The organism is Gemmobacter serpentinus (assembly GCF_008973825.1).
GTDB lineage: Bacteria > Pseudomonadota > Alphaproteobacteria > Rhodobacterales > Rhodobacteraceae > Gemmobacter > Gemmobacter serpentinus.
This window is the reverse complement of sequence record NZ_WCHR01000004.1, coordinates 77,427-102,865: the sequence shown is the minus strand read 5'-3', so window position 1 is coordinate 102,865 and position 25,439 is coordinate 77,427. Positions and strand designations below refer to the sequence as shown.

Sequence of the window (25,439 nt, the reverse complement as noted above, 5' to 3'; positions counted from 1 at the left end):
ATAAACGCGCATCGCAAGGTTAGGAATGTCGCGGTCGGCCCCGTGCGGGGGGCAGTTGCCGGAGCACGCGCGTGAATGTCTTTGACCTGATCGTCGAATTGATCGACATGCGGTCCTTCTCCAATCTGTGGTTCTGGATCATGCTGGGCGTGCAATGGTGGATGGCCAGCCATCGCATCATGGGCGTGCCCTTCGACATGATCCTGCGCGCACGCCGACAGGGCGGTGCCGCCCAGACCGTGCTGGAGGAACTGGCGCGCATCCATGTGAACCGGCTGCTTTACATCATGCATGTCTCGGGCATGTGGATCACCGGCATCACCGCCTTCATCCTGACCGCATTGGCCGTCAGTGGTTTCTGGTATGGCGCGGAATTTGCGCAAGCCGTGTTCTGCCTTGTGCTGCCGCTGACCTTCTGGTCGTTCCTGTCGGTGCGCACCGCGCATCGCATCGCCGATGGCGATCATAGCGGCGAGGCGTTGCAGGCGCGGCTGATCAAGCTGCGCCTTGGCGTTCAGGCTTCGGGCATGGTGACCATCCTGCTGACCGCGTTCTGGGGCATGTATCAGAACATGTCGGTCAGCGTCCTGCATTGAGGGGCCGAACATGAGCGAATTGAAACGCATCGTGCTGGGCGGCGCGCCCGAGGGTTTTGATGCCAAGCTGCTGGCAAAGGAACTGGCGCGCGGCAAGCCGGTCATCCATGTTGCCCGCGACGACAAGCGGATGGAGGCGATGCGGGCGGCGCTGGCCTTCTTCGCCCCGTCCGCGCTGGTGATGGATTTCCCGGCATGGGACTGTCTGCCCTATGATCGCGTCTCGCCCAATCCGGCGATCTCGGCCCGGCGGATGGCGACGCTTGCAGCCCTTGCCCATGACATGCCGGGGCCATTCATCCTGCTGACCACGCTGAATGCGGTGACGCAGCGCCTGCCTGCGCGCGAAGTGGTGCGGGGCGCGTCTTTCAGCGCCCGCGTGGGCGAACGGATCGATGAATTTGCACTGAAGACCTTTCTGGTCCGCATGGGCTTCAGCCAATCCGCGACGGTGACCGATCCCGGCGATTTCGCGGTGCGCGGCGGCATTGTCGATATCTGGCCGCCGGGCGAAACCGGGCCGGTGCGCCTTGATCTGTTCGGCGATACGCTGGATGGCTTGCGCCGCTTTGACGCCGAGACGCAGCGCACGACCGAGAAGCTGCAGGTGATCGATCTTGCGCCGATGTCCGAGATCATCATGGACGAGGCGGCGATCACCCGCTTCCGCCAGACCTACCGGATCGAGTTCGGCGCAACCAATGATGACCCCTTGTATGAGGCGGTCAGTGCCGGGCGCAAGCATCAGGGGATGGAACATTGGCTGCCCTGGTTCCATGACCGGATCGAGACGCTGTTCGATTACCTGCCGGACGCCTCGGTGATGTTGGACGATCAGGTGACGCCCGCCCGGCTGTCACGCTGGGAAGGCATTGCCGACCAGTTCGAGGCGCGGCGCGAACAGATGCAGGTCAAGGGCCGCATGGACACGGTTTACAAGCCCTGTCCGCCGGATGCGCTTTATCTCGATGACAATGCCTTCGAGACCGCGATTGCGCCCTTGCGGGTGATCCAGCTGTCGCCGCTGCCACAATCGCCGGGGCCCGGCATTCTGGATGCGCAGGGTCGCGTGGGGCGCAGCTTTGCCCCCGAACGCCAGCAGGAAAATGTCAGCCTGTTCGCCGCGCTGTCAGAGCATGTGAAACAGCTGCGCGCAGATCGTCAGGTGGTGATTGCCTCATGGTCCGAAGGCGCGCGCGAGCGCCTGAAGGGACTGCTGGAGGATCAGGGGCTCAGTGCGGCCCATCTGGCGCAGGACAGCCGCGACATCCCCGAGGGAAAGGGCCAGTTGTTTCTGACCGTCTGGGCGTTGGAAGAGGGCTTTACCGCCCCCGGCCTTGCGGTGATTTCCGAACAGGATGTGCTTGGCGAGCGGATGCTTGGCAAGGCGCGGCGCAAGAAGAAGGCCGCGAATTTCCTGCAAGATCTCGGCACGCTGACGCCCGGCGATCTGGTGGTGCATGTCGAACATGGTGTCGGCCGCTTCATCGGGCTGGAAACCATCCGCGTGCCCGAACCGCCCCGCAACCGCCCGGGCCCGCCGCATGAATATGTGCATCTGGTCTATGCCGAGGATGCGAAGCTCTATCTGCCGGTGGAGAATATCGAACTGCTCAGCCGCTATGGCCATGACGAAGGCTTGCTGGACCGGCTGGGCGGCGGGGCATGGCAGGCCAAGAAGGCCAAGCTGAAGGAACGCATCCGCGAGATTGCCGACCGCCTGATGCGGATCGCGGCCGAACGGCATCTGCGCCACGCCCCGATCCTTGAGACGCCCCATTCGGCTTGGGAGGCCTTTGCCGCGCGGTTCCCCTATCAGGAAACCGACGATCAGCTGAACGCAATATCCGATGTCATCAGCGATCTGGAGGCGGGCCGCCCGATGGACCGCCTTGTCGTCGGCGATGTGGGCTTTGGCAAGACCGAGGTGGCGATGCGCGCGGCCTTTGTCGCCGCCATGGCTGGGATGCAGGTCGCGGTGATCTGCCCGACCACGCTGCTGGCGCGTCAGCATTACCGCAGCTTTGCCGAACGCTTCCGCGGCTTCCCGATGGAGGTGCGGCCGCTGTCGCGCTTTGTCACCGCCAAGGATGCGGCGGCAACCCGCAAGGGGCTGGAGGAGGGCCGCGTCGATATCTGTATCGGCACCCACGCGCTGCTGGCCAAGGCGGTCAAGTTCCAGAACCTTGGGCTCCTGATCATCGACGAGGAGCAGCATTTCGGTGTGTCGCACAAGGAACGGCTGAAAGAGATGCGCGCCGAGGTCCATGTGCTGACCCTGACGGCGACACCGATCCCGCGCACCTTGCAGCTGTCGCTGACCGGCGTGCGCGATCTGTCGATCATTGCAACTCCGCCGGTCGACCGCCTGGCGATCCGCACCTATGTGAGCGAGTTCGACACGGTGACCATCCGCGAGGCGCTGCTGCGCGAACGCTATCGCGGCGGGCAAAGTTTCTTCGTGGTGCCGCGCGTGGCCGATCTGCCCGAGATCGAGGAGTTTCTGCGTAGCCAGGTGCCGGAGGTCAGCTATGTCGTGGCCCATGGCCAATTGGCCGCCGGTGACCTTGATGAGCGGATGAACGAGTTCTATGACGGCAAATATGACGTGTTGCTGGCCACGACCATCGTGGAAAGCGGGCTGGATATCCCGACCGCGAACACGATGGTCGTGCATCGCGCCGACATGTTCGGCCTGAGCCAGCTTTATCAAATCCGGGGGCGGGTGGGCCGTTCAAAAACCCGCGCCTATTGCTATCTGACCACCAAGCCGCGCAGTCCGCTGACGCCCCAGGCGCAAAAGCGGTTGAAGCTGCTGGCCAGCCTCGACAGCCTCGGTGCGGGCTTCAATCTGGCAAGCCATGACCTTGACCTGCGCGGTGCGGGCAATCTTCTGGGCGAGGAACAGTCGGGCCATATCAAGGAAGTCGGCTACGAGCTGTATCAGCAGATGCTGGAAGAGACGATTGCCAAGATCAAATCCGGCGAGATCAACGGGCTGGCCCCGGTCGATGACGCCTGGGCACCACAGATCAATCTGGGCGTGCCGGTGCTGATCCCCGAAGATTTCGTGCCCGATCTCGATATCCGCCTCGGGCTTTACCGGCGGCTGTCACATCTGACCACCAAGGTGGAACTGGAAGGCTTCGCCGCCGAGCTGATCGACCGTTTCGGGGCGCTGCCAAAAGAGGTGAACACCCTGCTTCTGGTGGTGCGGATCAAGGCCATGTGCAAACGGGCCGGGATTTCGCGCCTTGATGCCGGGCCGCGCGGCGTGACCTTGCAATTCCACAATGACAAATTCGCCAATCCGGCGGGGCTGGTCGAATATCTTCAGGCGCTAAAGGGCGCGGCCAAGGTGCAGGGCAACAAGATCGTGCTGGCGGTGGACTGGCCCAATGAATCCGACCGGATCAAGGGGGCCTTTGGCGTCGCCCGCGATCTGGCCGGAAAGGTGGTGAAACCGAAATGAGCAAAGGCCCGGAGCAATCCGGGCCTTTGTCTTGTCGCCTGATCCGGTGGATCAGATGATGTCGATGTCGTTCAGCAGCTTGGCCTTGGTGATGTTCATGATGACCAGCGTGTCGCCATCGCCGAAATCGAACACCACGTTGCGGCCAGCTTGCTCGGCATTGTTCAGGGCTGCTGCCACGCTATTGCCAGCCAGGCCTGCGGTGAATTGCAGCGTGTCGACATTGTCCTTGAAGTCCAGGATGCGGTCAGCGCCATGACCATCGGCAAAGACGAAGACATCCGCGCCCGAGCCACCCTTGATCGTGTCGTTGCCCGCGCCGCCGGTGATGGTGTCCTTGCCGTCGCCGCCGAGGATCGAGTCGTTGCCGCCGTCGCCGTTGATCAGGTCATTGCCGATATTGCCATTGATCGTGTCATTGTCGGCACCGCCGCGCAGCACGTCATCGCCATAGCCGCCGTCGATCTTGTCTTCGCCCGTGCCGCCGTCGATGGTATCGGCACCACGCTCGCCGCGCAGCAGATCGTCGCCCGCGTCGCCGGTGATCGAGTCATTGTCATTGCCGCCGAAGATCGAATCATTGTCCGCGCCACCCACCAGGGTGTCATTGCCGCCACCGCCGACCAGATGGTCGCTGCCAGCGCCGCCATTGATGTTGTCATTGCCGGCTTCGCCAAGGATCTTATCATTGCCGGCATCGCCCGAGAGATTGTCGTTGCCGGTGCCGCCCTTGATGCTGTCATTGCCATTGCCACCGAAGATGGTGTCATCGCCGACATTGCCAAGCACGGTGTCATCGCCATCGCCGCCCAGCAGCGAGTCATTGCCGGCCTTGCCATCGATGGAGTCATTGCCCGCCAGGCCGTTCACGGTGTCATTGCCCGCACCGGCATCGATCTTGTCATTGGTCGCAAGGCCGGTGACGTTGTCATTGCCCGTGCCGGTAAAGATGGTCTTGGTGAAGTTGTCGCCAAAGGCGGTGTTGCCGGTGATCACGTCATCTTCGGTCGAGGCGGTGAAGCTCGGCACTTTTTTCGGATCGATCGGCAGGTTCGGGCCACGGACGTCGAACTTGCGCGAAACCGAGGTGGTGCCGGTCAGGGCGGCCATGAATGCGTTATATGCCGAGATGGTTGCAAAGCTCGGCAGCGCAGTTCCATCCAGCACGAAATAGGATTTGGACGTGGCGCTGGTGGTGACTTCCATGATCAGCGCGGACTTGCCTTCACCCCAGGTGTATTGGCCGACCTTGGTATTGCCATCCAGCGTGATGCGGGTGGATCCCAGCGTGACCGAATGCATCGCGGTGCCGTAGGTCGCCTTGATCGTGGCCGCCGACAGCGCGGTCTCGGAAGGGGCGGTCAGGCGATAGCTGAACGAGAATTTCTCGGTCGTCACCAGCTTGAGGGTCTGCAGGGCAGTCGCGGTGGCGGTGGCACCAGAGAAGGTAACCTGAATGCCGGTCAAGGTATGCGTTGTCATGGTCTGTCCCTTTTTGTGCAAAGTCGTGAAGGTTTCGCGTTTTCTGGGATCAGGATTAACCGTTCATTTGTGGCATAAAACCGACGTGAGACGGACAAAGCCGCGGAATTCACGGGACAATTCGGCGCGATGCCTGCCTTTGCGCGAAAATGAAAAAAGCAGCCCAAAGTTGTGATTTCTGCCTGGAAATCCCGCGTGAAGATCGGAATTTCTGTGCTGCATAGCGGCAGGGCCCTTGTTTTACCCAGCGTATGCCGGGTCAATTAAGGCAAAGGCTGCGAAACTGCCGCAATTCCTGCCCAGTTCATCTTGCGCGAGAATCAATCGGGGACGGATTCGCCTGAACCCGTCCCCGATGATTTCCATGAATTGGATCCCGATCAGCGTTTGGGCAGCGCCAGCATCAGAATCGATCCAAGCAAGGTCAGACCGAAGACGCCAAAGGCCAGCGGCACCGGCGTCCCGTCAAAGGCCAGCCCCAGCGGGGCCGCGATCGCCACCGCCAGCACCGTGGCCAGCGCCCCACTGACAGAGGCCGCCATCCCGGCAATATGGCCCAAAGGCTCCAGCGCCAGCGCATTCAGATTGCCAAGCGTCAAGCCCGCCATCATGAAGACCGTGGTGGTCCAGCCGATATAGACCGGGAACATCATGGCGGGCGGCAGCACATCGCCGAGCCAGAGCAGGCCAAATCCCAGTGACAGGACGACCTGAACGCGCAGGGTGGCCTGCACCAGCCGCCGCATCCCCAGCCGCACCACGAGGGCTGCGTTGATCATGCTGGCACTGGCCGACATCACGGCAATCAATGCGAACCAGAACGGGAAGCTGTCACCGCGCCCAAAGGATTCGTCGAACACCTGCTGGGTGCTGGACAGCGTGCCAAACAACACGCCGAAGCACAGCGTCTGCACCGCGATGGAGATGACCACGACCTTGGTGGTCATCACTTCGCGCAGGGCTGACATCAGGGCTGCCGCCTGCAACGGGCGGCGCGCCGCGCGTGGCAGGGTCTCGGGCTGGCGGATCGTCAGCCAGGTCAGCGCCACAACCACGAACAGGATGCAGGCGATGAAGATGCCGCGCCAACCGAAATCGGCGATGATGATGCTGCCCGCAAGCGGTGCCACGGCGGGCACCAGCGTGAAGATCATCATGGCAAAGCTGACCACGCGGGCCATCTCGCGGCCTTTATACAGATCCCGCACCAGTGCGATTGACACCACGCGCGGTCCGGCCACGCCCAGGCCCTGCACCACACGGGCCGCCAGCACGGCCTCAAGGCTTTGCCCCAGCGTTGCGGCATAGGCGGCCAGAATGGAGATTGCGGCCCCGCCAAGGATGACCGGCTTGCGGCCCAGACTGTCCGACAAGGGTCCGGCAAACAGCGTGCCGACCCCCATGCCCAGCACAAAGCTGGTCACCATCAACTGCGCGCGGTTTGGCGCATCTGGCGTCAATTCCTGTGCGATCTGCGGCAGGGCGGGCAACATGGCATCAATGCAAAAGGCGACGACCGCGAAGAGCATCGCGATCATCGCGATGAACTCGGTCATCGAGACCCGGGATTGCGTCGTCATTCGTCTTGTCCTTCCGAGGTGCGGTCCGTGGCGCGGCTTTGCGCCGTCAGTTCCTCGATCACCTGATCCCAAAGTTCGGGCGGTTGCGCGCCCGAAAGCGCATGGGTATCGGCCACGATAAAGGTGGGCACGGCACCGATGCCGCGTTCGCGGGCATGAGCCTCGCGGGCGCGCAGCGCCTCGGTATCGGCATCGCTGTAGATCAGGCGCGAGATCATCGCGCGGTCCAGCCCGACACCCGCCGCCAGATCGCACAGCGTCTCCGGATCGCCAATATCGCGCCCCTCGCGCCAATAGGCGCGGAACAGGGTGGAGACCATGGCGGTCTGCCGCCCCTCAAGCCCGGCCCAATAGATCAGGCGATGTGCGTCAAAGGTATTGGGCGCGGTCTTGATGGCTTCGAAGTTGAACTCAAGGCCAGCGGCGCGCCCCAGCTCGGCCAGACGCAGATGCGCCTCGACCGTGCGTTGCTGGGTGCCAAAGATCGACAGCAGGTATTGGCCCCGGTCGACGCCTTGCCTCGGCATATTGGGTGCCAGTTGGAACGGATGCCATTCAATGGCAAAGGGGTGTTCGGGGTGGCGCTCCAGCGCGCGGTCAAGATTGGTCTTGCCCAGATAGCACCACGGGCAAACGGGATCGGAAAAGATGTCGAGACGGATCATGTCGGGGTCCAGAGCATGGGCAGGGCGCGGCGGTTCAGCTTGCCATTGGCATTGCGCGGAAGGGCTGCGACCTCTTGCCAGATACGGGGTTGCTTGTAGCGGGCGAGCCGATCCGCCGCAAAGGCCGAAAGTCTCTCGATCTGCACAGGGGTATCGGTGGTCTGTGCGGTAAAGAAACAGGCAATGACCCTGACACCCGGTTGCACCTCGACCTCGGCCACCGCGCATTCGGCCAGATCGGGCAGGCCGGCCAGCACCGCCTCCACCTCTTGTGGGGATACGCGAAAGCCGCCCGGATTCATCTGGTCATCGGCGCGGCCCTGATAGCTTAGCGCGCCATCCGCGCGCATCGCCACCAGATCGCCGGTCAGGAACCAGCCGTTTTTCTGCCGTGCCTCTGTCGCCTCTGGCGCCTCAAGATAGCCCAGCATCAGACCGGGATCGGTGACTGAAACGGCAAGTTCCCCGACCGTGCCGCGCGGCACCGGATCGCCGACCGCATCCAGCACCGCGATGTAGCGCCCCGGCTGGGCATAGCCGATATGACCATCCGGCGCGGGGCGGGCCGGGCTACCCGAGATGAAGGTGGAACATTCCGACATGCCGAGCGCCTCATGCAGATCAGTGCCGGTCATCGCCTGCCACCGGGCACGCAGGTCAGGCACCAGACTTTCCCCCGCGACCAGCCCGTGCCGCAATTTGGGCAAGGCGGGCAGGGGCGCGCGCAGCATCTGGCGGATCACACCGGGGGCTGCCGCCAATATGGTCGCATCAAAGCGTTTCAGCAGCAGCGGCAATTGCGCGGGCGTGATCCCCGGCCCGGGGATCAGCGCGGTCGCGCCCACCGTCCAGGGGTCCAGCAACCCGGTGCCGAGCGTATAGGTCCAGTTGAAGGCCCCGGCATGAAGCAGGCGATCCTCTGGCACCAGCCCCTCCCAGCCGTGATGCATCGGCGCGCGACCAAGGATTGCCCGATGGGCATGGACCACCGCCTGCGGCTGCCCGGAGGTGCCAGAGGTAAAGACGATATAGGCCGGACGTTCGGCATCGCCGCGATGCCAGTCGCCCGGTGGCAGGGTCTCGGCCTGGCGCAGGTCGCGGGCCGCCAGCACCGGGGCGGGGTGATCGGGCAGGGCAATCCCCTCTGCCGCAATCACGAGCGCGGGTTCAAGCGGGGCGGCCATCGCGGTGATCTCCGGCGCGGTCAGCTGTGCCGATGTCGGCACCGGCACCAGACCGGCGGCAATCGCCCCCAGAAAGGCCAGCGGAAATTCCGGCTGATTGCCAAGGCGCAGCAGCACCCGCTCACCCGGCTGCAAGCCCTGCGCCTGCAACAGCCCCGCCACACCGCGCAGGGCAGCGATCAGGCGCGCATAGCTCCAGCGTTCGGCCCCCGACAGTTTCAGGATCTGCATCGCGATCCGGTCCGGCGCATCCATGCCCTTTGCCAGCACATGCTCGGCAAGATTGAATGAGGCCGGAAGGACCGGCAGGGCGAAATCAGGTTCTGTGATCGACAGCATGGGGCGGACCCTATGCTCCGAAGCCGGTTGACGCAAGCAAGGCCGGCAGGCCCCTCCACCCCTCCACGCACCCGTCTTCGCCCGCTGTCTGGGGCCAGTGGCGATGCGCCGCAGATGCGTGCGATTGTCGCAGGCCCGGCAGGCGGTTAGTTTGGCCAAAAATCGGCTGATCTGGCCGAAAGGGCGTCGGCCCCCTCGGGGGATCTGCGTGGGGGATCTGCGTGACACGATTTGCAATTCTGACCGATATTCACGCCAATCGTGAGGCGCTGACCGCTGTGCTGAACGATGTGGCGCAGCGCCGGGCAGAACGGATCGTCATCCTTGGGGATGTGGTGGGTTACGGCCCCGACCCGGAATGGTGCACAGACAAGGTGCGCGCCTTGGTCGAGGCGGGGGCCAGGCTGGTGCTTGGCAATCATGATGCGGCGCTGACCGATCCGGCGGCGGATCTGAACATCACCGCGCGGCGCGCCATCAACTGGACCCGCCCGCGCCTTGATGCAGCCCAGACCGAGTTTCTGACCCGCCAGCCGCTGAAGCTGCGTGAGGACGACCTGCTGTTCGTCCATGCCAGCGCGCATGACAGCGCAGACTGGATCTATGTGACCTCAGCCGCGCGGGCGATGCCGTCCTTCCGGGTCTCGGATGCGCGGGTGATCTTTTGCGGCCATGTCCATGTGCCGCAGCTTTACAGCCATGACATGTCTGGCCGGGTGCGCGAGCAGCGGGTGATTGCGGGGGCGGGCTTTCCGCTGATCCGGTCGCGCCGCTGGCTTGCGGTGGTGGGCTCGGTCGGCCAGCCCCGCGACGGGCGGCCGCTGGCGGGATGGGCGCTGTATGACAGCGTGCTGAACGAGCTGACCTATTGCCGCGTGCCCTATGACACCGCCGCCACGGTGGCGAAACTGCGCGCAGCAGGCCTGCCCGAAAGCCTGGCCATGCGCCTTCATGCGGGGGCGTAAACCGATGAAGACACGCCCCCAGAGCGGTTTGCAGATTGATGGCTTCACCCTTGGCGACAAGCTGCATGAGGGCGGCTTTGCCACCATCTGGGAGGTGACGCATCCCGACCATGCCACGCCCATGGTGATGAAGGTGCCGAAGATCCTGGATGGCGATGATGGCCCGACCATCGTGGGCTTCGAGGTGGAGCAGATGATCCTGCCGCGCCTGGAAGGGGTGCATGTGCCGCGCGTCTACGGCATCGGCGATTTCGCGGTGATGCCCTATGTGGTGACTGAACGCATCCCGGGCGATTCCCTTCTGTTGCGGTTCCGGCAGGCCCCCTTTGCGATATCGGATCTGATCGAACTTGCGGCCCGCATGGCCGATGCGCTGCATGATCTGCACAGCCAGCAGGTGATCCATCTTGATCTGAAGCCCGAGAATGTGCTCCAGCGCCCCGATGGCGAGATGGTTCTGATCGATTATGGCCTGTCGCGCAATGACCGGCTGCCGGATCTGCTGGCGGAAGAATTCACCATTCCGATGGGGACATTCCCCTATATCGCGCCGGAGCAATATCTGGGCGCACGCAACGATCCGCGATCGGACATCTTCGCACTGGGCGCGATGATCTATCAGGCGGCAACCGGCAAGCTGCCCTTCGGCAAGCCCGAAACCCTGCGCCGGGTGCGCCCGCGCCTGTGGAAAGACCCGGTGCCGCCGCGTGCGCTGAATCCGGCGATCCCGGAATGGCTGCAAGAAATCATCCTGCGCGCGCTGGAGGTCGATCCGACCAGGCGTTACCAGACCGCCGGGCAGATCGCGTTCGACCTGATGCACCCGGCGCAGGTGAAGGTCACAGCGCGCGGGCTGAAACTGGTGCAGGACAATTGGCGCGTGGTCTGGCACCGCTGGCGGCAGATGCGCGGGATCAAACGCTTTGCCGCCCCCGCCAGCGTGCAATCGCAGATCGCCAAGGCCCCCATCCTGCTGGTGGCGGTGGATCTGTCGCCAGAGATGGAGGCGCTGGCCGATCTCTTGCGCGACAATGTTCAGCGCATGTTGGTGACCGAGCCCGATATCAGGGTGGCTTGCGTTAATGTCATCAAGACCAGCCGCATCACCATCGATTCCGGTCTGGACGAGGCGGGGCAGCATCTGCATGTCGCGCGCCTTGTCGGTCTGCGCCACTGGTCGGACGGGATCGCGCTTGGCGATGAGCGTCTGACCTTCTCGGTGCTGGAAAACACCGATCCGGCCGCCGCCATCATCGATTATGCCCGTCACAACAATGTCGATCATATCCTGATGGGGGCACGCGGCCATTCGACCACGCGGCGCTATCTGGGATCGGTCTCGGCGCAGGTGGTGGCCGAGGCGCATTGCTCGGTCACGGTGATCCGCAGGCGCAGCAGCCCAGCCCCCATGCCCGGCTGAACAGGCCTCAGCCGATCCAGCCCGCGACGCGGTTCGCGCCACCGGAGATATCGCGCCCGACGCCATCGACGGTGTTGCAGCCAGCCAGCAGCGCCAGCAGGGCGGCGGCAAGGATCAGCGGTCTGGTCATGTCTCGGCCTCGTCGTCTGTTTCGTTTCTGGGTCGGGAACCCGGGCGCCGTTCCGCCCGGGCATCTGTCGCGGTCTATTCTGCCCACCAGACCTCGGGTTGCCAACCCGGCCAGTCGCCATAGATCGGCAGACGTTCGGGGTAATGCAACCCTTTGCGCCAAGCGATGCGGGACACTTTGTTGAACCAGAGCGGGATCACATAGCGTCCGCTTGTCAACACGCGGTCAAGCGCCTCGACCGCCGCGTCGAAATCTTCGGGGCTGCGCGCCGACAGCATCGCCTCGATCATCGCATCCGCCGCCGGGCTGTCGATGCCGGGCCAGTTGCGGGTGCCGGGCTCGGTCACGCCCTTGGCCCCCCAATAGAGCGTCTGTTCATTGCCGGGTGAAAGCGAAAGCGAACGGATATAATGCGTCATGTCAAAGCGGTATTCGTTCACCCGCTCCTTGTATTGCGCATTGTCGACTGTGGTGATCCAGGCCTCGATGCCAAGCCGCTTCAGCGCCTCGATATAGATCGTCGCCGCGCCGATCATCTCATCCTGGCCTTGCGTCAGCAGGATCTCGAAGCGGAAAGGGTGGCCCGATGCATCGACCAGCTTGCCGTCCGTGATCTGCCAGCCCGCCTCTTCCAGCAGGCGGTTGGCTTGCCGCAGGTTGCGCCGGTTGGCCTCGCCTTCGGCCACCGGCAGGGCATAGCCGTCCAGCGCGCCGGGCAGCAGGCTTGCAGCAAAGGGTTCCAGCAGCGCCCGGGCCTTTGCGCTGGCCGGGGCACCGGGCTGCATTCCCAGAACGGAATTGCCGAAATACGAGGTGATGCGCGGCTGCGCACCGCCGTTCAGCGTCTGGTTCACCAGTTCGAAATTGAAGGCAAGGATCAGCGCCTCGCGCACCCGCCAATCGGCGAATTGCGGTTTGCGGGTGTTGAAGGCGAAGCCTTCGATCCCCGAGGGGCGCTGATGCGGGATCTCGGCCTTCAGCACATCGCCGGATTTCACCGCAGGGAAATCGAAATTGCTGGCCCATTTCGCCGGGTTCAATTCGCGAAAGGCCGAGATGGCACCGCCCTTGAAAGCCTCGAACAGCGCGGTATCGACGCCGAAATATTCGATCCTGATCTCATCCAGATTGTGCAGGCCCTTGTTGAAGGGCAGATCCTTCCCCCACCAGTCCGGGTTGCGCCTGAAGGAAATATAGCGCCCGGCCTCGAAACGATCGATCACATAGGGGCCGGAGCCCACCGGGATCTCCAGCGAGGCCTCGGCGAATTCGCGCCCCTCCCACTGGGCTTTCTTCAGGATCGGGCGCAGGGCAAGGACCAGTGGCAATTCGCGGTCCATCGTATTGAAGGTGAAGCGCACCGAACGCGGCCCCGTCACCTCGGCCTTGGCGATCTTGGACCAGGCGGTGGCATAGCGCGGCTGGCCTTCCGTGCCCAAAACCTCGAAGGACCAGATCACATCTTCGGGAGTGACCGGGCTGCCATCCGAGAACCGCGCCTCGGGCCGCAGGGTGAATTCGGCATAGTTGCGCGATTCGTCGGTGGTGATCGATTCGGCCAGCAGACCGTAAAGCGTGAAGGGTTCATCCAGCGACCGGCCCATCAGGGTCTCGACCGTGAAGGTGGAGACCTGCGAAGGCGCGATGCCCTTCACGATGAACGGGTTCAGACTGTCGAAACTTGCCCGCTCTCCCAATATGATACGTCCACCCTTGGGGGCTTCCGCATTGGCATAGGGCAGGGCCACAAAATCAGGTGGAAGGGCCGGTGCGCCATACATAGCGATTGCGGGCGAGGGTGAGTCGCCCCATGCGGGAAAAGCCGTGGCCCCCAGCAGGATTGCCAGCCCGAAACCGCGCAATCTCGCGAAAATATGTGATCCCATTCCGGCAACAATCCTTCGACGCCCTGCATTTCTTGGGCCGGACATTAGGCGGCAGGCCGAGACTTTTCAAACTTTTAACTTGGATCGTCCGCCATGGCGGAGTATAAGGACCTTACTGCTCGATAGGTTTCTTGCCTGTATGAAACCTGCCTCAAAGACTTAGCGCCGGCCTTGTGCCGGCGTTTTTTTTATGCGCCGCGCCGATTTCTTAGGGCCAGTCCCGGGCGAAGACCATGGCCGATCCGAGGCCAGAGCGGCAATCCGCGCATCCGGTGCCCCCGCCCGCAACCTGCGGCAGATCGCGCCCTGATACCCGCAGATCACAGCCATATGAGGCCGCTCGAAACCTCTGGTCCCGTGCCCTAACTGCGATATGCTGCAACGCAACATCCGCAGGAGGACTGAGATGCTCAAAGGCAAACGCGCCGTCGTGACCGGCTCCAATTCCGGGATCGGCCATGGCATCGCCCTAGAACTGGCCAAGGCCGGGGCCGAGGTCATCATCAACAGCTTTACCGATCGCGACGAAGATCACGCGATGGCGGCGCAGATGTCCGCCGAAACCGGCGCGACCGTGCGCTATATCGCCGCCGACATGTCGAAGGGCGAGGATTGCCGCGCCCTGATCGAAAAGGCCGGGGGCTGCGACATCTTGGTGAACAATGCAGGTATCCAGCATGTCGCCCCGGTCGAGGATTTCCCGGTCGAGAAATGGAACGCGATCATCGCGATCAACCTCAGCTCTGCCTTCCACACCTCGGCTGCCGCGCTGCCGGGCATGAAGGCCAAAGGCTGGGGCCGCATCGTCAATATCGCCTCGGCCCATGGCCTGACCGCCTCGCCGTTCAAATCGGCCTATGTCTCGGCCAAGCATGGTGTGGTCGGCCTGACCAAGACCATCGCGCTGGAAGAGGCGGGCAAGGGCATCACCTGCAATGCGATCTGCCCGGGCTATGTGCTGACGCCGCTGGTCGAGAACCAGATCCCCGACACGATGAAGCAGTATAACATGGACCGCGAAACCGTGATCCGTCAGGTGCTGCTGGATCGTCAGCCCTCCAAACAGTTCGTGACGGTCGAGGAACTGGGCGGGACCACGGTCTTCCTGTGCTCGGACGCGGCGGCGCAGATCACCGGCACGACGATCAGCGTCGATGGCGGCTGGACCGCGATGTGAGCGCGGCATGAAGCAGCGTATCAATGTTGCGCTTCAGGGTGGGGGCGCGCATGGTGCCTTCACCTGGGGCGTGCTGGACCGCCTGCTGGAAGACCCGGATCTGGAGATTGCCGGGATTACCGGCACCTCTGCCGGGGCGCTGAATGCGGCCGCGCTGAAGGCCGGGCTGATCGCGGGCGGGCCAAAGAACGGACGGGAGGCCGCACGCGAAAATCTTGACCGGCTTTGGGCGCAGGTCGGTGCGGTGGGCGATCTGCGCGTCGCGCAATGGTTCCGCACGGTGTTCCCGATGGCCGCCGCCATGGGCGATTTCGCCACCGCCAATCTGCCGATCTCGCCCGCCGGAATCGCGGCACAGCTTTATTCTCCCTATGCTTGGGGGCCGTTCTGGCAGAACCCGCTGCATGAGGTGGTGTCGCATTTCGATTTCTCGCGCATCTGCGCCGATGAGGGGCCGGATCTGTTTGTCTCTGCCACCAATGTGCGCAGCGGCAAGATCCGGGTCTTTGCCGGGGCCGAGATCACGCCCGCGGTCTTGCTGGCCTCGGCCTGCCTGCCCACGGTGTTTCAGGCGGTCGAGTTGCGCGACCCTGCCACGGGGCATGACGAGGTATTCTGGGATGGCGGTTTCACCGGCAATCCGGCGCTGTTCCCGCTTTATCAACCGCATCTCCCCGATGACATCCTGATCATTTCGATCAATCCGCTTTACCGTGCGGCAATCCCGCAATCCCCGGTGGAGATTCAGGACCGGGTGAACGAGATCAGCTTCAACGCGGCGCTTCTGGGCGAATTGCGCTCTATCGCATTTGTGAAGCGGCTGATCGCCGAGGGGCGGATGCCTGCGGGGGCGATGAAGGATCTGAATGTCCATCTGATCGCCGATGACGGGTTGATGAACCAGCTGGGCGCGGGCAGTAAGCTAAGCCCGACGGAGGAGCTTCTGACCCGGCTGAAGACGGCGGGGCGGGCCGCAGCGACGCATTTCCTGCATCGCCATCGCGGCCATATCGGCAAGGAAAGCAGCGCCGATCTGCGCGGGATCTTCGATTAGAAGCGATTTGCCCGGGCAGATCATTGCCCGGGCTGCGTCACCAATTGGTCAGGAAGGTTGGCGCAGGCGAGGTGCCCCCTGTCAGACCTTCGCATCCTCGATCAGCGCCTGCACCTCTTTGGCGGTCGGGGCGACCAGACCGGCCGAGACGATCAGCTTCACCACCTCATCGGCCTTCATGTCGAGCAGGATCACGTCTTCTTCCGGCACGAACATCAGGATGCCCGACGTCAGCGGCGTCAGCGCCACAAAGACCGCGATCATCGGGCGATCGGTTGGCAGTTTCTGCGCGATCTCGCCCTTGGCGGTGGTGGCGACAAAGCCCACCGCCCAACAGCCGGGGCGCGGAAATTCGACCAGACAGGTCTTGTCAAAGCTCTTCTCGGATTTGGCGAAGAAGGTCTCGGTGATCTGCTTGAACCCACCATACACCGAGCGCACCACCGGCATCCTGTCCACCAGACGCTCGCCCTGACCGATGATGGTGCGGCCAAGAAATCCCTTGGCGATCCAGCCCACAATGACGGTGAAGATCAGGAAGACGATGACGCCAAGGCCGCGCGTCGGGAAATTGGCATCGGGCCCGATGTAATAGGCGACCAGCTGATCAGGGCGCCAGCCGAAGGGAATGACCGGCAGGATCCAGCTGTCGATCCAGCCGACAACGGTATAGATCAGATAGATTGTCAGCCCGATGGGCAAGACCACGACAAGCCCGGTCAAAAGGCTGGCGCGCAGTCCCGCCAGCAGGCCGGGGCGTTTGTGGCTTGGTTCGGTCATGGATTTTCCCTGTTTTCCCCTATCTAGGGCTGCGCCATGACCCACCGCAACCGCCGCCCCTGAAATTCATCACATTTCAGGGGACATTTCAGGGGCGGAAGACGATTTTTCGTCGAAAAATCGGCATTCGGCCAATGCGTCAGGCCTTTTGGCGGGCGATCTCTTTGGCAATGGCCGCGGCCAGGCGGGCATTGTTCAGCACCAGCTCGATATTGGAGGCAAGCGAGCGGCCTTCAGTCATGGCGAAGATCCGGTCAAGCAGGAAGGGCGTCACCTGCTTTGCAGCAATGCCCTGCGCCTCGGCCTCGGCCAAGGCCTGTTCGACCACCGGCATGATTTCCTCGCGCGCGATCTCGGCCTCGACCGGGATCGGGTTGGCGACCAGCTGCCCGCCTTTCAGGCCAAGTGTCTGGCGCATCAGATGGGCGGCGGCGATCTGGGCCGGATCATCCATTCGCAAGGGCGCCTTCATCCCGGATGAGCGCGACCAGAAGGCGGGGAAATCATCCTGCCCATAGGCAATGACCGGAACCCCTTGGGTTTCCAGCACCTCAAGGGTTTTCGGCAGATCAAGGATCGCCTTGGCACCGGCGGCCACCACGGTGACCGGCGAGATGCCAAGTTCCACCAGATCGGCGGAAATATCGAAACTGGTTTCCGCCCCGCGATGGACGCCGCCAATGCCGCCGGTCGCAAAGACCGAGATCCCGGCCATGGCGGCACAGATCATCGTGGCGGCCACCGTCGTGGCCCCCACTTGACCCATGGCCACGCAGGCGGGCAGATCGGCCCGGCTCAGTTTCATCGCGTGCGGGGTCTGGCCCAGCTGATCCAGATCGGCGTCGGACAGGCCGATATGGATGCGCCCGCCCATCACCGCGATGGTCGCGGGCACCGCGCCACCGGCACGGATCAACGCCTCGACGGCGCGCGCGGCCTCCACATTCTGCGGGAAGGGCATCCCATGGGTGATGATGGTGGATTCCAGCGCCACGACCGGCTGGCCGGCATCAAGGGCTGCGCGCACTTCTGACGTGAAGGAAAGGGGCAGGGTCATGATCCGATTTCTCCTGAAACATAGGTGGCGGCGGCGCGCAGCGCGGCTGTCAACGCCGCCTCGCGGGGCGCGCCCCGGCCTTCGGCGACGATATGGGCCGCCATGAAAGTATCGCCCGCGCCGGTGATCCGCGTCACCAAGACTTCGGGAGGGGTTCCTGTGATGACGCCGGCGCCTTGGGTGCCCTCGGCGCAGGTGCGGCCGCCATCGGTGACCAGCACCCGATGCGCGCCGCGCGCCAGCATCCCCTCGGCCGCCTGAGGTGCAGAGGTGAACTCGGCGGCACAGATCAGGCTGGCTTCCTCAAGGTTCACATACAGCGTGGCACCGGGATGCGACAGCAGCGGCAGCAGCCGTTCGGCCTTGCCCGGGCTTGCAGGCGCGATGCGCAGATCGGCGCGGGCAAACAGGGCCGAGGCTGCGATCTGCGCCAGCAGGGCCTCGGTCAGATTGCCATCAAGGGCCACCGGCCCGGCCCAGGGCGCATCGGCGCGACCAAGGCGGCCATCGGCCAGAGGGCGCAGGATCTTGTCGCCGGCCGCCTCCAGAGAATGGGCATCGGCGATCGCCGCAATCAGGCCATTCGCGCCCTCGACCGCCATATAGCGGTCGGTCGGCAGGTCCTCGCTGCGATAGATATGGTCGGTGACCATCCCCATCCGGGCACAGGCGGCGACCAGTTCATCGCCTTCGGCATCGCGGCCAATGGCGGTCAACAGGCCCGGCGTCAGACCAAAGCGGCGCAGCGTCATTGCGATATTCATCGCGACGCCGCCGGGCAGGCGCGTGATCCGCCCCGGCACATCCGAGCCAAGGCGCATCGCGGCGGGCGAGCGCCCGATAATGTCCCAAAGGACCGAACCGATACAAAGGATATCCGCTGTCATCATAGCCTGCTTCTCGCCGGTTCCGGCGCGCGACGCAATCCCCAAGGCCGATGCGTTTGCCCAAGGCAGCGCCTCCCGGGGCAGCGCATTCTGGGGCCGATGTTTCGAGGGATGGCTTTTCCGGGGTGCCCCCCTCTCAAGGCAGCCCGATCAGCAGGATTGCGCGCGCAAGCAAGCGGCGAGATGCCGCGCCGCCACGCCCGCAACCCTTGCCGCGCCCATCCCCCTTGACCGCCGCGGGGAAGCGCGCCACATCCGGGCCATGGTTCCCTTCGACAAACTCGATCAGATCACCCGCCGCTTCGAATATCTGGAAGCAAGGCTTTCGGCAGGCGCCGCGCCCGCCGAAATCGCCGCACTGTCGCGCGAATATTCCGATCTGAAGCCCGTCGCGGCCGAAATCGCCGCCTATCGTCAAGCCCTTGATGATCTGGCCGAAGCCGAGGCGATGCTGCTCGACCCGGAGATGAAGGCGCTGGCCGAGGAAGAGCTGCCGCGCCTCAAGGCCCGCATCCCTGAAATGGAACAGGGCCTGCGTCTGGCGCTTTTGCCGAAAGATGCCGCAGATGCGCGCCCCGCCATTCTGGAAATCCGTCCCGGAACGGGGGGCGAGGAAGCCAGCCTGTTCGCGGGGGATCTGGCGCGGATGTATCAGCGCCATGCCGAAAGCATGGGCTGGCGCTTCGAGATCTTGGAACAGCAGCTGTCGGATCTGGGCGGCATCAAGGAATTCACCGCCCATGTGCAGGGCGAAGGCGTCTTTGCCAGGCTGAAATACGAATCCGGCGTCCACCGGGTGCAGCGCGTGCCCGAAACCGAAGCGGGCGGGCGCATCCATACCTCGGCGGCAACGGTCGCCGTGCTGCCCGAGGCCGAGGAGGTCGATCTCGACATCCCAGCCAGCGATATCCGCATTGATACGATGCGGGCCTCTGGTGCCGGGGGGCAGCATGTGAATACCACGGATTCTGCGGTGCGGATCACCCATTTGCCGACCGGGATCATCGTGACCAGTTCCGAGAAAAGCCAGCACCGCAACCGCGAGATCGCCATGCAGGTGCTGCGGGCCCGGCTTTATGAGCTGGAACGTGAACGCGTGGACAGCGCCCGCGCCGCCGATCGCAAGGCACAGGTGGGGTCGGGTGACCGGAGCGAGCGCATCCGCACCTATAATTTCCCGCAAGGCCGGATGACCGACCACCGCATCAACCTGACGCTCTATGCGCTGCCGCAGATCATGGCGGGCGATCTGGCCGAGGTGATCGACGCGCTGGTGGCCCATGATCAGGCCGCAAAGCTGGCGGAGATGGAGGCATGAGCATCCAGGCCGCATGGCGCGCGGCGGTGGCGCAGTTGACCGGGGCAGGGGTGCCCGATCCCGGGCGCGATGCGCGACTTCTGATCGCATATGCGCTGGAGGTGGCACCCGACCGGCTGCCGATGATGATGCAGGATACGATGCCGAAGGATGCCTTGGCGCGGCTTGCCCCCTTGCTTGCGGCCCGTGCTGCGCGCCAGCCGGTCAGCCAGATCACCGGGCAGCGCCTGTTCTGGGGTCGCAGCTTCCGGGTGACGTGTGACGTGCTGGACCCGCGGCCCGAGACCGAAAGCCTGATTGCCGCCGCCCTGTCGGCGCCGTTTTCCCGTGTGCTGGATCTGGGAACCGGCAGTGGCGCGATCTTGCTGACGCTGCTGGCGGAGCGCCCGCAGGCCACCGGACTTGCCACTGATCTCAGCCCCGCCGCATTGGCGGTGGCGCAAGACAATGCCGATAAACTGGAGCTGCGCGCGCGCACCGCCTTTGCCCTTGGCAGCTGGTTTGCCCCCGTCACCGGCCAGTTCGACCTGATCGTGTCAAACCCGCCCTATATCGCCGCCGATGAAATGGCGGATCTGTCGCCGGATGTGTTGCAATGGGAGCCGCATCTGGCGCTGACCCCGGGCGGCGACGGGCTGGACCCTTACCGCGCCATTGCTGCAGGCGCGGACGCGCATCTGGCCCCGGGGGGGCGGCTGATGGTCGAAATCGGCCCGACCCAAGGGCCTGCCGTGCAGGCGCTTTTTGTCGCAGCCGGGCTTGAAGCGGTGCAGGTTCTTCCCGATATGGATGGCAGGGACCGCGTGGTTGCCGCCCATGCGGCGGCGGAACCTGGCCGATAGGGGCCACAATCCACAGAAATCGCATGACAGGACTGGATTTTTCGCAGAATCCGCTTGTCACAGGGCCTTTCACATGATTACTCGGCCAAAGCAGCCGGGCAATTTTAGACCTGCCCCTGCAGTTCAGCCGCAACAGGATGACATGTCAGATCGGGCTTCCCGACCGACGGTCACGCCGGCCAGATACCCGGATCAAAGGACAAGATGAGATCCTCCAAGTCCCGCTCGCGTTCGAAGTCGAACCGCCCGCGCTCGATGGGCAATATTGTGAACCGCGTCTTCGACAGCTCCGGCCCAGAAGGCAAGGTGCGCGGCACGCCGCAACAGATCATCGAGAAATACCTGATCCTCGCCCGCGATGCGCAGCTGTCGAATGACCGCGTGGCGGCCGAGAACTTCCTGCAACATGCCGAGCATTACACCCGGCTTCTGGGCGAGGCGCAACGTGAGCTTGCTGCCGAGCAAGAGGCGCGCCAGCAGCAATACCAGCAAAATGGCAACCAGGGTGGCAATGGCTATCGTGATCGGCAGGACAATGGCCGTTCCGATGATCGCGGTGATGACCGTGACAATGGCCGCGATCTGTCGCGCGATCCGGGTGCGGGGGATCAACCCGACCTGTCGGAACCCTTGGGCTTTGGCTTGCAGGATGACGAGCCCGCTCTGGTCGAGACCCCGGAATCGCGCCCACGCGAACCGCAGCAGCGCCGCGACACCCGCAGCAATGACGGGCGCAGCAATGATGGCGGGCGCAACGAGGGCCGCAATAATGAAGGCCGGAATGACGGCAGCCGCAACGAAGGTGGCCGGAACGAGGGCGGGCGTAATGAGGGTGGCCGCGACAATCGCGGTCGCAATCAGGGCCAGAACCGTGACGGCAACCGCGAGAGCAATCGTGAGCGCCGTGAGCCGCGCGCCCCGCGTCCCGAGCGCGAAGCGCCTGTAGCCACCCCGGTCGAGCTGCAGGCAGCCGCCCCGGCTGAACCCGCTGTTGCAGCGCCGGTTGACGTTCAGGCCCCAACCCCGATGGAGCCCCCGGTTATGGTGCCCGTGACCGCGCCGGAGGCACCGCAACCCGCCGCACAGCCGGTTGCGGAACCGGCAGCGCAGGCCGAAGCACCCGCTGCCGAAGCGCCCGCGCCGAAGCCGAAGAAACCTGCAGCCCCACGCAAGCCGAAGGTTGAAAAGCCGAAGGCCGAGGCCACGGAAAAGCCGGAAGCCGCAGAATGACAAAAGGCCCGGGGAACACCCCCGGGCCTTTTTGCTGGCTGTGGTGATATCGCGTGGCGCAGTCGCTGCAAACGGATCACCGCCAATTCACCCGGCCTTTGCCCCGCGCCCTACATCCCCCGCGCCCTACATCCACTGTCTCAAACTATGGCAAGCGGGCGGCCGCAACGGCTGTCCTGCCTCATCAGTGTCAGGGCGGTGCGAGAACCGCTCTCGACAGATAGGCGGGGGCCAGCCATCACAGACCTGCGATCCAGGGTCGATCACCCCGCCTTGCCATCCCGCGCCGCGATTTCGCGCGCAAGGGCGCAAAAGCCTTCCAGCGAAATCTCCTCGGCGCGCGCGGTGGGTGCCAGACCAGCCGCCGCCAACCTTTCCTCGATATCCGGGCCAAGGCCCTTCAACGAAGATCGCAGCATCTTGCGGCGCTGGTTGAAGGCCATGGCGGTGATCCGGCCCAGAACCTTGCCGTCGGCCGGGAAGCGGGGGCCGGGCAGGCGGATCAGATGGACGACCGCCGAATGCACCTTGGGGGCAGGCGTAAAGGCCTCGGGCGGCAGATGCATGACGATCCGCGCCTCGCAGCGCCATTGCGCCAGAAGCGCCAGCCGCCCGTAGTGATCGCCGCGCGGTTTCGCCACGATCCGTTCGGCGACCTCTTTCTGGAACATCAGCGTCAGACTGTCCCAGAATGGCGGCCAGTTCTCTGGTGTCAGCCAGCGCACCAGCAGTTCGGTCCCGACATTATAGGGCAGGTTGGCCACCACCCGGATCGGCGGGGTCAGATGCGATAGCACATCTACTTCCAGCGCGTCGCCGTTGATGACGTCCAGCTTGCCGGGATAGGCCGCCTGCACCTCGGCCAGGGCGGGCAGGCAGCGCGGATCCTTTTCTACCGCCAGCACACGGCGCGCGCCCTCGGCCAACAGGCCGCGCGTCAACCCGCCGGGGCCGGGCCCGACCTCCAGCACATCGCAGCCGGACAGATCCCCCGCCTGGCGCGCGATCTTGGCGGTCAGGTTCAGATCCAGCAGAAAATTCTGCCCCAGCTGCTTTTTCGCCACCAGATCATGGCTGCGGATCACCTCACGCAGCGGTGGCAGGCCGTCAATCGTCGCCATGGGCCTTTGGCTCTCCTGATGTCATCTCAATACCATACTGCGGCACAGGCCTCCGCAGGCTTATCGCCCGCGCGCCAATGCCATCTGCTGCGCCATGCGCAGTGCCGCGATCAATGAGCCGGGATGGGCCACACCCTTGCCCGCAATATCCAGCGCCGTGCCATGGTCGGGCGAGGTGCGCACGAAGGGCAGGCCCAGTGTCACATTCACCCCGCCATCGAAATCGATGGTCTTGATCGGGATCAGCGCCTGATCGTGATACATGCAGATCGCCACATCATAGCCCGCGCGCGCGCGCGGATGGAACATGGTATCGGCTGGCAACGGCCCCCGGATCGCCATGCCCTCGGCCGCCAGACGCGCCACCACCGGCGCGATCAGCGCGCCATCCTCGCGTCCCATCGCCCCCCCTTCGCCCGCATGGGGATTGAGACCCGAGACCGCGATGCGCGGATGCGCGATACCGAAATCACGCCGCAACCCGGCCTCGGTGATGCGGATCACCTGTTCCAGCCCGCCTTCGGTCAATTGGCGCGGCACTTCGGAAATCGGGATATGGATCGTCGCGGGCACCACCCGCAGCTCGGGGCAGGCCAGCATCATCACCACAGTCTCGACCCGGGCAAGATAGGCCAGAAACTCGGTATGGCCGGGATGCACGAAGCCCGCGCCATCCTTCAGCGCCTTCTTGTGCAAGGGCGCGGTGCAGATCGCCGAAGCCTCGCCCTTTGTCACCAGCGAGACCGCCCGGGCGATCACCTCGATCACGCCGCGCGCATTGGCATAGGTGATCTTGCCGGGCGTGGCCGGGGCTGCAAAGGGGTGCGGCAATACCGGCAGTTCCGTGCCCGGAACCGTCAGCGCCTCGGCCGGGGTGTTGATCACCCGGAACGCCGCGCCCGGAGGCAGATGGCGCGGATCGCCCATCCAGAAAAAGGGCAGGCTATTGCCCAGTTCGGCCCGGGCCTTCATGGCGATCTCGGGGCCGATCCCCGCAGGCTCGCCACAGGTCAGCGCAATCGGCGCGATCGTGGCGCTCATGGCTCAGGGTGTCCGAATGATGGCATCGGCCTTGAGACGCGCCAGATACTGGGTCGCCATCCGGTCGACCTTGGCATTGACCAGACGGTTGCGCACCGCATCGCGGTCGATCGGCTCCTCCGATGCCGGACGCCGGGCGCAGAGCATCAGCATCTCCTGGGCGGTGCCGCGGTCGCGCAGCACCATCTCGCCCTGATCCATCCGGGCCAGCGCCAGGCCGGTATCCTGTGGCACCGCCGCCATGGTCTGGGTCTGGATCTGGAACTGATCGGCGGGCAGGCCCGGGGCCATACCATAGATATCCTTGCAGGTCTGCGCCTGCGTCATGATCCGTGCCATCAGCGGATCGCCGGCGGGCAAGGTCAGGCGGGCATATTCCACCTCGACGGGTTTGCCGCTGTCGGGACGGCCTTCGCTGATGGCGCGCAACTGAAACAGCGCCACACCGCCCGGGATCTGCACCGGGGCCGAAACCTGACCCGGGGCCAGCGGTAGGATCACCGAGGAGATTTGCGCCGGCAGATTGGCCAGCGGCATCGGATCCAACCGCCCACCGCGATCGCGCGAGGCGGCGGCCGAATAATTCGCAACCGCAGAAGCAAAGCCGCCTTCGGTCTTCACCTCGCGCGAGATGCGGCGCGCCAGCGCCAGAGCCTGTTCCTCTTCCCCCGGCGGGGCGGGGATGATCAGCTCGGCCACCGAGACCGTCAGCGCCATCTTGCGGGTTTCGCCCTCGATCGCGCGATCGATGTCATTCTCGGTCACCTTGGCGGAACTGGCGAACTTGCCTTGCATGATCTCGCGCCAGACCAGACCCGCCATGACGAAGTCGCGGAAGGTTTCAGCCTCGACCCCGGCCTTGGCCAGTTCTTCCAGCAATTGATCCGCGCTCAGATTGGCGCGGGCCGCAAATTCTTCCATGCCCTTGCGCAACTGGTCGGGCTTGACGGTAACCTTGTAGCGCTTGGCCTCCATCATGCGCAGGCGGTCATCGACCAGCGCATCCAGCGCCGCCTTTTCCAGATCGCCCGGCGCGCGCAGCAATTGCATGAACAGCAAACGCTGCTGGAACTCCCATTCCGTCACCGCATAATCATTGATGATGATGCGTGCCGCGAAAGGGTTGCCCCGGGCGATTGCGGCCTGCGGCAAAGCCATCGGCGCGGTCAGGGCGATCAGGCTGGCGGTCAGCAGCGGCAGGAAGCGGGTCATC

At 64.3% G+C, this 25,439-nt stretch carries 20 protein-coding genes and 1 pseudogene; 9 read left to right on the top strand and 12 right to left on the bottom strand.

Going from position 1 to position 25,439, the window contains the following annotated elements; genetic code table 11:
• Positions 1-71: 71 nt before the first annotated feature.
• Both GBJ34_RS01690 and mfd read left to right on the top strand, forming a co-directional pair.
• The gene (locus tag GBJ34_RS01690; RefSeq protein ID WP_151717523.1) at positions 72-596 is read left to right on the top strand and encodes a component of SufBCD complex; all 525 of its coding nucleotides are present in this window, start codon (positions 72-74) and stop codon (positions 594-596) included.
• Between the two features lie 10 nt (positions 597-606).
• Positions 607-4,068: a transcription-repair coupling factor gene (gene mfd / locus GBJ34_RS01685; RefSeq protein ID WP_151717522.1), complete on the top strand. Its 3,462-nt coding sequence runs from the start codon at positions 607-609 to the stop codon at positions 4,066-4,068.
• Positions 4,069-4,119: 51 nt separating this feature from the next.
• On the opposite strand, the gene GBJ34_RS01680 is transcribed toward mfd, so the two are convergent.
• The 4 genes from GBJ34_RS01680 to GBJ34_RS01665 form a co-directional block, all read right to left on the bottom strand.
• Entirely contained in the window at positions 4,120-5,550 is a 1,431-nt protein-coding gene (locus tag GBJ34_RS01680; protein WP_151717521.1) for a calcium-binding protein, read from the bottom strand.
• A 380-nt stretch (positions 5,551-5,930) separates the two neighbouring features.
• A complete protein-coding gene (locus GBJ34_RS01675) occupies positions 5,931-7,130 on the bottom strand; it encodes a multidrug effflux MFS transporter (protein WP_151717520.1) in 1,200 nt (399 codons plus the stop codon).
• A complete protein-coding gene (locus GBJ34_RS01670) occupies positions 7,127-7,795 on the bottom strand; it encodes a DsbA family oxidoreductase (RefSeq protein WP_151717519.1) in 669 nt (222 codons plus the stop codon). Before GBJ34_RS01670 ends, GBJ34_RS01675 begins: the two co-directional genes overlap by 4 nt.
• Positions 7,792-9,318, bottom strand: coding sequence for a class I adenylate-forming enzyme family protein (locus GBJ34_RS01665; protein ID WP_151717518.1), 1,527 nt, complete (start codon positions 9,316-9,318; stop codon positions 7,792-7,794). Before GBJ34_RS01665 ends, GBJ34_RS01670 begins: the two co-directional genes overlap by 4 nt.
• Before the next feature lie 221 nt (positions 9,319-9,539).
• Between GBJ34_RS01665 and GBJ34_RS01660 the strand changes: the two genes are divergently transcribed.
• Entirely contained in the window at positions 9,540-10,283 is a 744-nt protein-coding gene (locus tag GBJ34_RS01660; RefSeq protein ID WP_192931074.1) for a metallophosphoesterase family protein, read from the top strand.
• Between the two features lie 4 nt (positions 10,284-10,287).
• Entirely contained in the window at positions 10,288-11,703 is a 1,416-nt protein-coding gene (locus tag GBJ34_RS01655; RefSeq protein ID WP_151717517.1) for a bifunctional serine/threonine-protein kinase/universal stress protein, read from the top strand.
• Between the two features lie 7 nt (positions 11,704-11,710).
• Here GBJ34_RS01655 and GBJ34_RS01650 read toward each other — a convergent pair whose 3' ends face one another.
• Together GBJ34_RS01650 and GBJ34_RS01645 are read right to left on the bottom strand one after the other, a co-directional pair.
• Positions 11,711-11,833 (bottom strand): entericidin, encoded by a 123-nt coding sequence (locus GBJ34_RS01650; RefSeq protein ID WP_151717516.1) that lies wholly within the window; start codon positions 11,831-11,833, stop codon positions 11,711-11,713.
• A 74-nt stretch (positions 11,834-11,907) separates the two neighbouring features.
• Complete coding sequence (locus tag GBJ34_RS01645; RefSeq protein ID WP_151717515.1) at positions 11,908-13,719, bottom strand: extracellular solute-binding protein; 1,812 nt, start codon at positions 13,717-13,719, stop codon at positions 11,908-11,910.
• A gap of 406 nt (positions 13,720-14,125) precedes the next feature.
• Between GBJ34_RS01645 and GBJ34_RS01640 the strand changes: the two genes are divergently transcribed.
• Both GBJ34_RS01640 and GBJ34_RS01635 read left to right on the top strand, forming a co-directional pair.
• Positions 14,126-14,896 (top strand): 3-hydroxybutyrate dehydrogenase, encoded by a 771-nt coding sequence (locus GBJ34_RS01640; protein WP_151717514.1) that lies wholly within the window; start codon positions 14,126-14,128, stop codon positions 14,894-14,896.
• A 7-nt stretch (positions 14,897-14,903) separates the two neighbouring features.
• Complete coding sequence (locus tag GBJ34_RS01635; RefSeq protein ID WP_151717513.1) at positions 14,904-15,950, top strand: patatin-like phospholipase family protein; 1,047 nt, start codon at positions 14,904-14,906, stop codon at positions 15,948-15,950.
• Between the two features lie 81 nt (positions 15,951-16,031).
• On the opposite strand, the gene GBJ34_RS01630 is transcribed toward GBJ34_RS01635, so the two are convergent.
• The 3 genes from GBJ34_RS01630 to GBJ34_RS01620 all read right to left on the bottom strand — a co-directional run bounded on the left by GBJ34_RS01630 (position 16,032) and on the right by GBJ34_RS01620 (position 18,677).
• Entirely contained in the window at positions 16,032-16,730 is a 699-nt protein-coding gene (locus GBJ34_RS01630) for a DUF502 domain-containing protein (RefSeq protein ID WP_151717512.1), read from the bottom strand.
• A gap of 139 nt (positions 16,731-16,869) precedes the next feature.
• Positions 16,870-17,787, bottom strand: coding sequence for a pseudouridine-5'-phosphate glycosidase (locus GBJ34_RS01625; RefSeq protein WP_151717511.1), 918 nt, complete (start codon positions 17,785-17,787; stop codon positions 16,870-16,872).
• A complete protein-coding gene (locus GBJ34_RS01620) occupies positions 17,784-18,677 on the bottom strand; it encodes a PfkB family carbohydrate kinase (RefSeq protein ID WP_151717510.1) in 894 nt (297 codons plus the stop codon). The genes GBJ34_RS01625 and GBJ34_RS01620 overlap by 4 nt, the downstream gene beginning before the upstream one ends.
• A 259-nt stretch (positions 18,678-18,936) precedes the next feature.
• On the opposite strand from GBJ34_RS01620, the gene prfA reads away from it, so the two are divergent.
• From prfA to GBJ34_RS21305, 3 genes and pseudogenes are all read left to right on the top strand, one after another.
• Complete coding sequence (prfA, locus tag GBJ34_RS01615) at positions 18,937-19,992, top strand: peptide chain release factor 1 (RefSeq protein WP_151717509.1); 1,056 nt, start codon at positions 18,937-18,939, stop codon at positions 19,990-19,992.
• Entirely contained in the window at positions 19,989-20,834 is an 846-nt protein-coding gene (prmC, locus tag GBJ34_RS01610) for a peptide chain release factor N(5)-glutamine methyltransferase (RefSeq protein WP_151717508.1), read from the top strand. Before prfA ends, prmC begins: the two co-directional genes overlap by 4 nt.
• A gap of 204 nt (positions 20,835-21,038) precedes the next feature.
• Positions 21,039-21,539: pseudogene (locus GBJ34_RS21305) on the top strand (DUF4167 domain-containing protein); the annotation flags it as partial.
• A gap of 788 nt (positions 21,540-22,327) precedes the next feature.
• Here GBJ34_RS21305 and rsmA read toward each other — a convergent pair.
• From rsmA to GBJ34_RS01590, 3 genes are read right to left on the bottom strand one after another with little or no spacing between them, the layout of a single operon-like run.
• Entirely contained in the window at positions 22,328-23,185 is an 858-nt protein-coding gene (rsmA, locus tag GBJ34_RS01600) for a 16S rRNA (adenine(1518)-N(6)/adenine(1519)-N(6))-dimethyltransferase RsmA (RefSeq protein WP_151717506.1), read from the bottom strand.
• 60 nt (positions 23,186-23,245) lie between these two features.
• A complete protein-coding gene (gene pdxA, locus GBJ34_RS01595; protein WP_151717505.1) occupies positions 23,246-24,226 on the bottom strand; it encodes a 4-hydroxythreonine-4-phosphate dehydrogenase PdxA in 981 nt (326 codons plus the stop codon).
• A 3-nt stretch (positions 24,227-24,229) separates the two neighbouring features.
• Positions 24,230-25,438, bottom strand: coding sequence for a peptidylprolyl isomerase (locus GBJ34_RS01590; RefSeq protein WP_192931073.1), 1,209 nt, complete (start codon positions 25,436-25,438; stop codon positions 24,230-24,232).
• Between the last annotated feature and the right edge of the window lies 1 nt (position 25,439).

Coding starts and splice junctions, on each gene's coding strand:
- GBJ34_RS01655 (WP_151717517.1), top strand. CDS start 10,288: ATGAAGACACGCCCCCAGAGCGGTTTGCAGATTGATGGCTTCACCCTT.
- GBJ34_RS01640 (WP_151717514.1), top strand. CDS start 14,126: ATGCTCAAAGGCAAACGCGCCGTCGTGACCGGCTCCAATTCCGGGATC.
- mfd (WP_151717522.1), top strand. CDS start 607: ATGAGCGAATTGAAACGCATCGTGCTGGGCGGCGCGCCCGAGGGTTTT.
- prfA (WP_151717509.1), top strand. CDS start 18,937: ATGGTTCCCTTCGACAAACTCGATCAGATCACCCGCCGCTTCGAATAT.
- GBJ34_RS01680 (WP_151717521.1), bottom strand. CDS start 5,550: ATGACAACGCATACCTTGACCGGCATTCAGGTTACCTTCTCTGGTGCC.
- GBJ34_RS01590 (WP_192931073.1), bottom strand. CDS start 25,438: ATGACCCGCTTCCTGCCGCTGCTGACCGCCAGCCTGATCGCCCTGACC.
- GBJ34_RS01650 (WP_151717516.1), bottom strand. CDS start 11,833: ATGACCAGACCGCTGATCCTTGCCGCCGCCCTGCTGGCGCTGCTGGCT.
- GBJ34_RS01645 (WP_151717515.1), bottom strand. CDS start 13,719: ATGGGATCACATATTTTCGCGAGATTGCGCGGTTTCGGGCTGGCAATC.
- GBJ34_RS01630 (WP_151717512.1), bottom strand. CDS start 16,730: ATGACCGAACCAAGCCACAAACGCCCCGGCCTGCTGGCGGGACTGCGC.
- GBJ34_RS01620 (WP_151717510.1), bottom strand. CDS start 18,677: ATGATGACAGCGGATATCCTTTGTATCGGTTCGGTCCTTTGGGACATT.
- GBJ34_RS01675 (WP_151717520.1), bottom strand. CDS start 7,130: ATGACGACGCAATCCCGGGTCTCGATGACCGAGTTCATCGCGATGATC.
- GBJ34_RS01670 (WP_151717519.1), bottom strand. CDS start 7,795: ATGATCCGTCTCGACATCTTTTCCGATCCCGTTTGCCCGTGGTGCTAT.
- rsmA (WP_151717506.1), bottom strand. CDS start 23,185: ATGGCGACGATTGACGGCCTGCCACCGCTGCGTGAGGTGATCCGCAGC.
- GBJ34_RS01635 (WP_151717513.1), top strand. CDS start 14,904: ATGAAGCAGCGTATCAATGTTGCGCTTCAGGGTGGGGGCGCGCATGGT.
- GBJ34_RS01625 (WP_151717511.1), bottom strand. CDS start 17,787: ATGACCCTGCCCCTTTCCTTCACGTCAGAAGTGCGCGCAGCCCTTGAT.
- prmC (WP_151717508.1), top strand. CDS start 19,989: ATGAGCATCCAGGCCGCATGGCGCGCGGCGGTGGCGCAGTTGACCGGG.
- pdxA (WP_151717505.1), bottom strand. CDS start 24,226: ATGAGCGCCACGATCGCGCCGATTGCGCTGACCTGTGGCGAGCCTGCG.
- GBJ34_RS01665 (WP_151717518.1), bottom strand. CDS start 9,318: ATGCTGTCGATCACAGAACCTGATTTCGCCCTGCCGGTCCTTCCGGCC.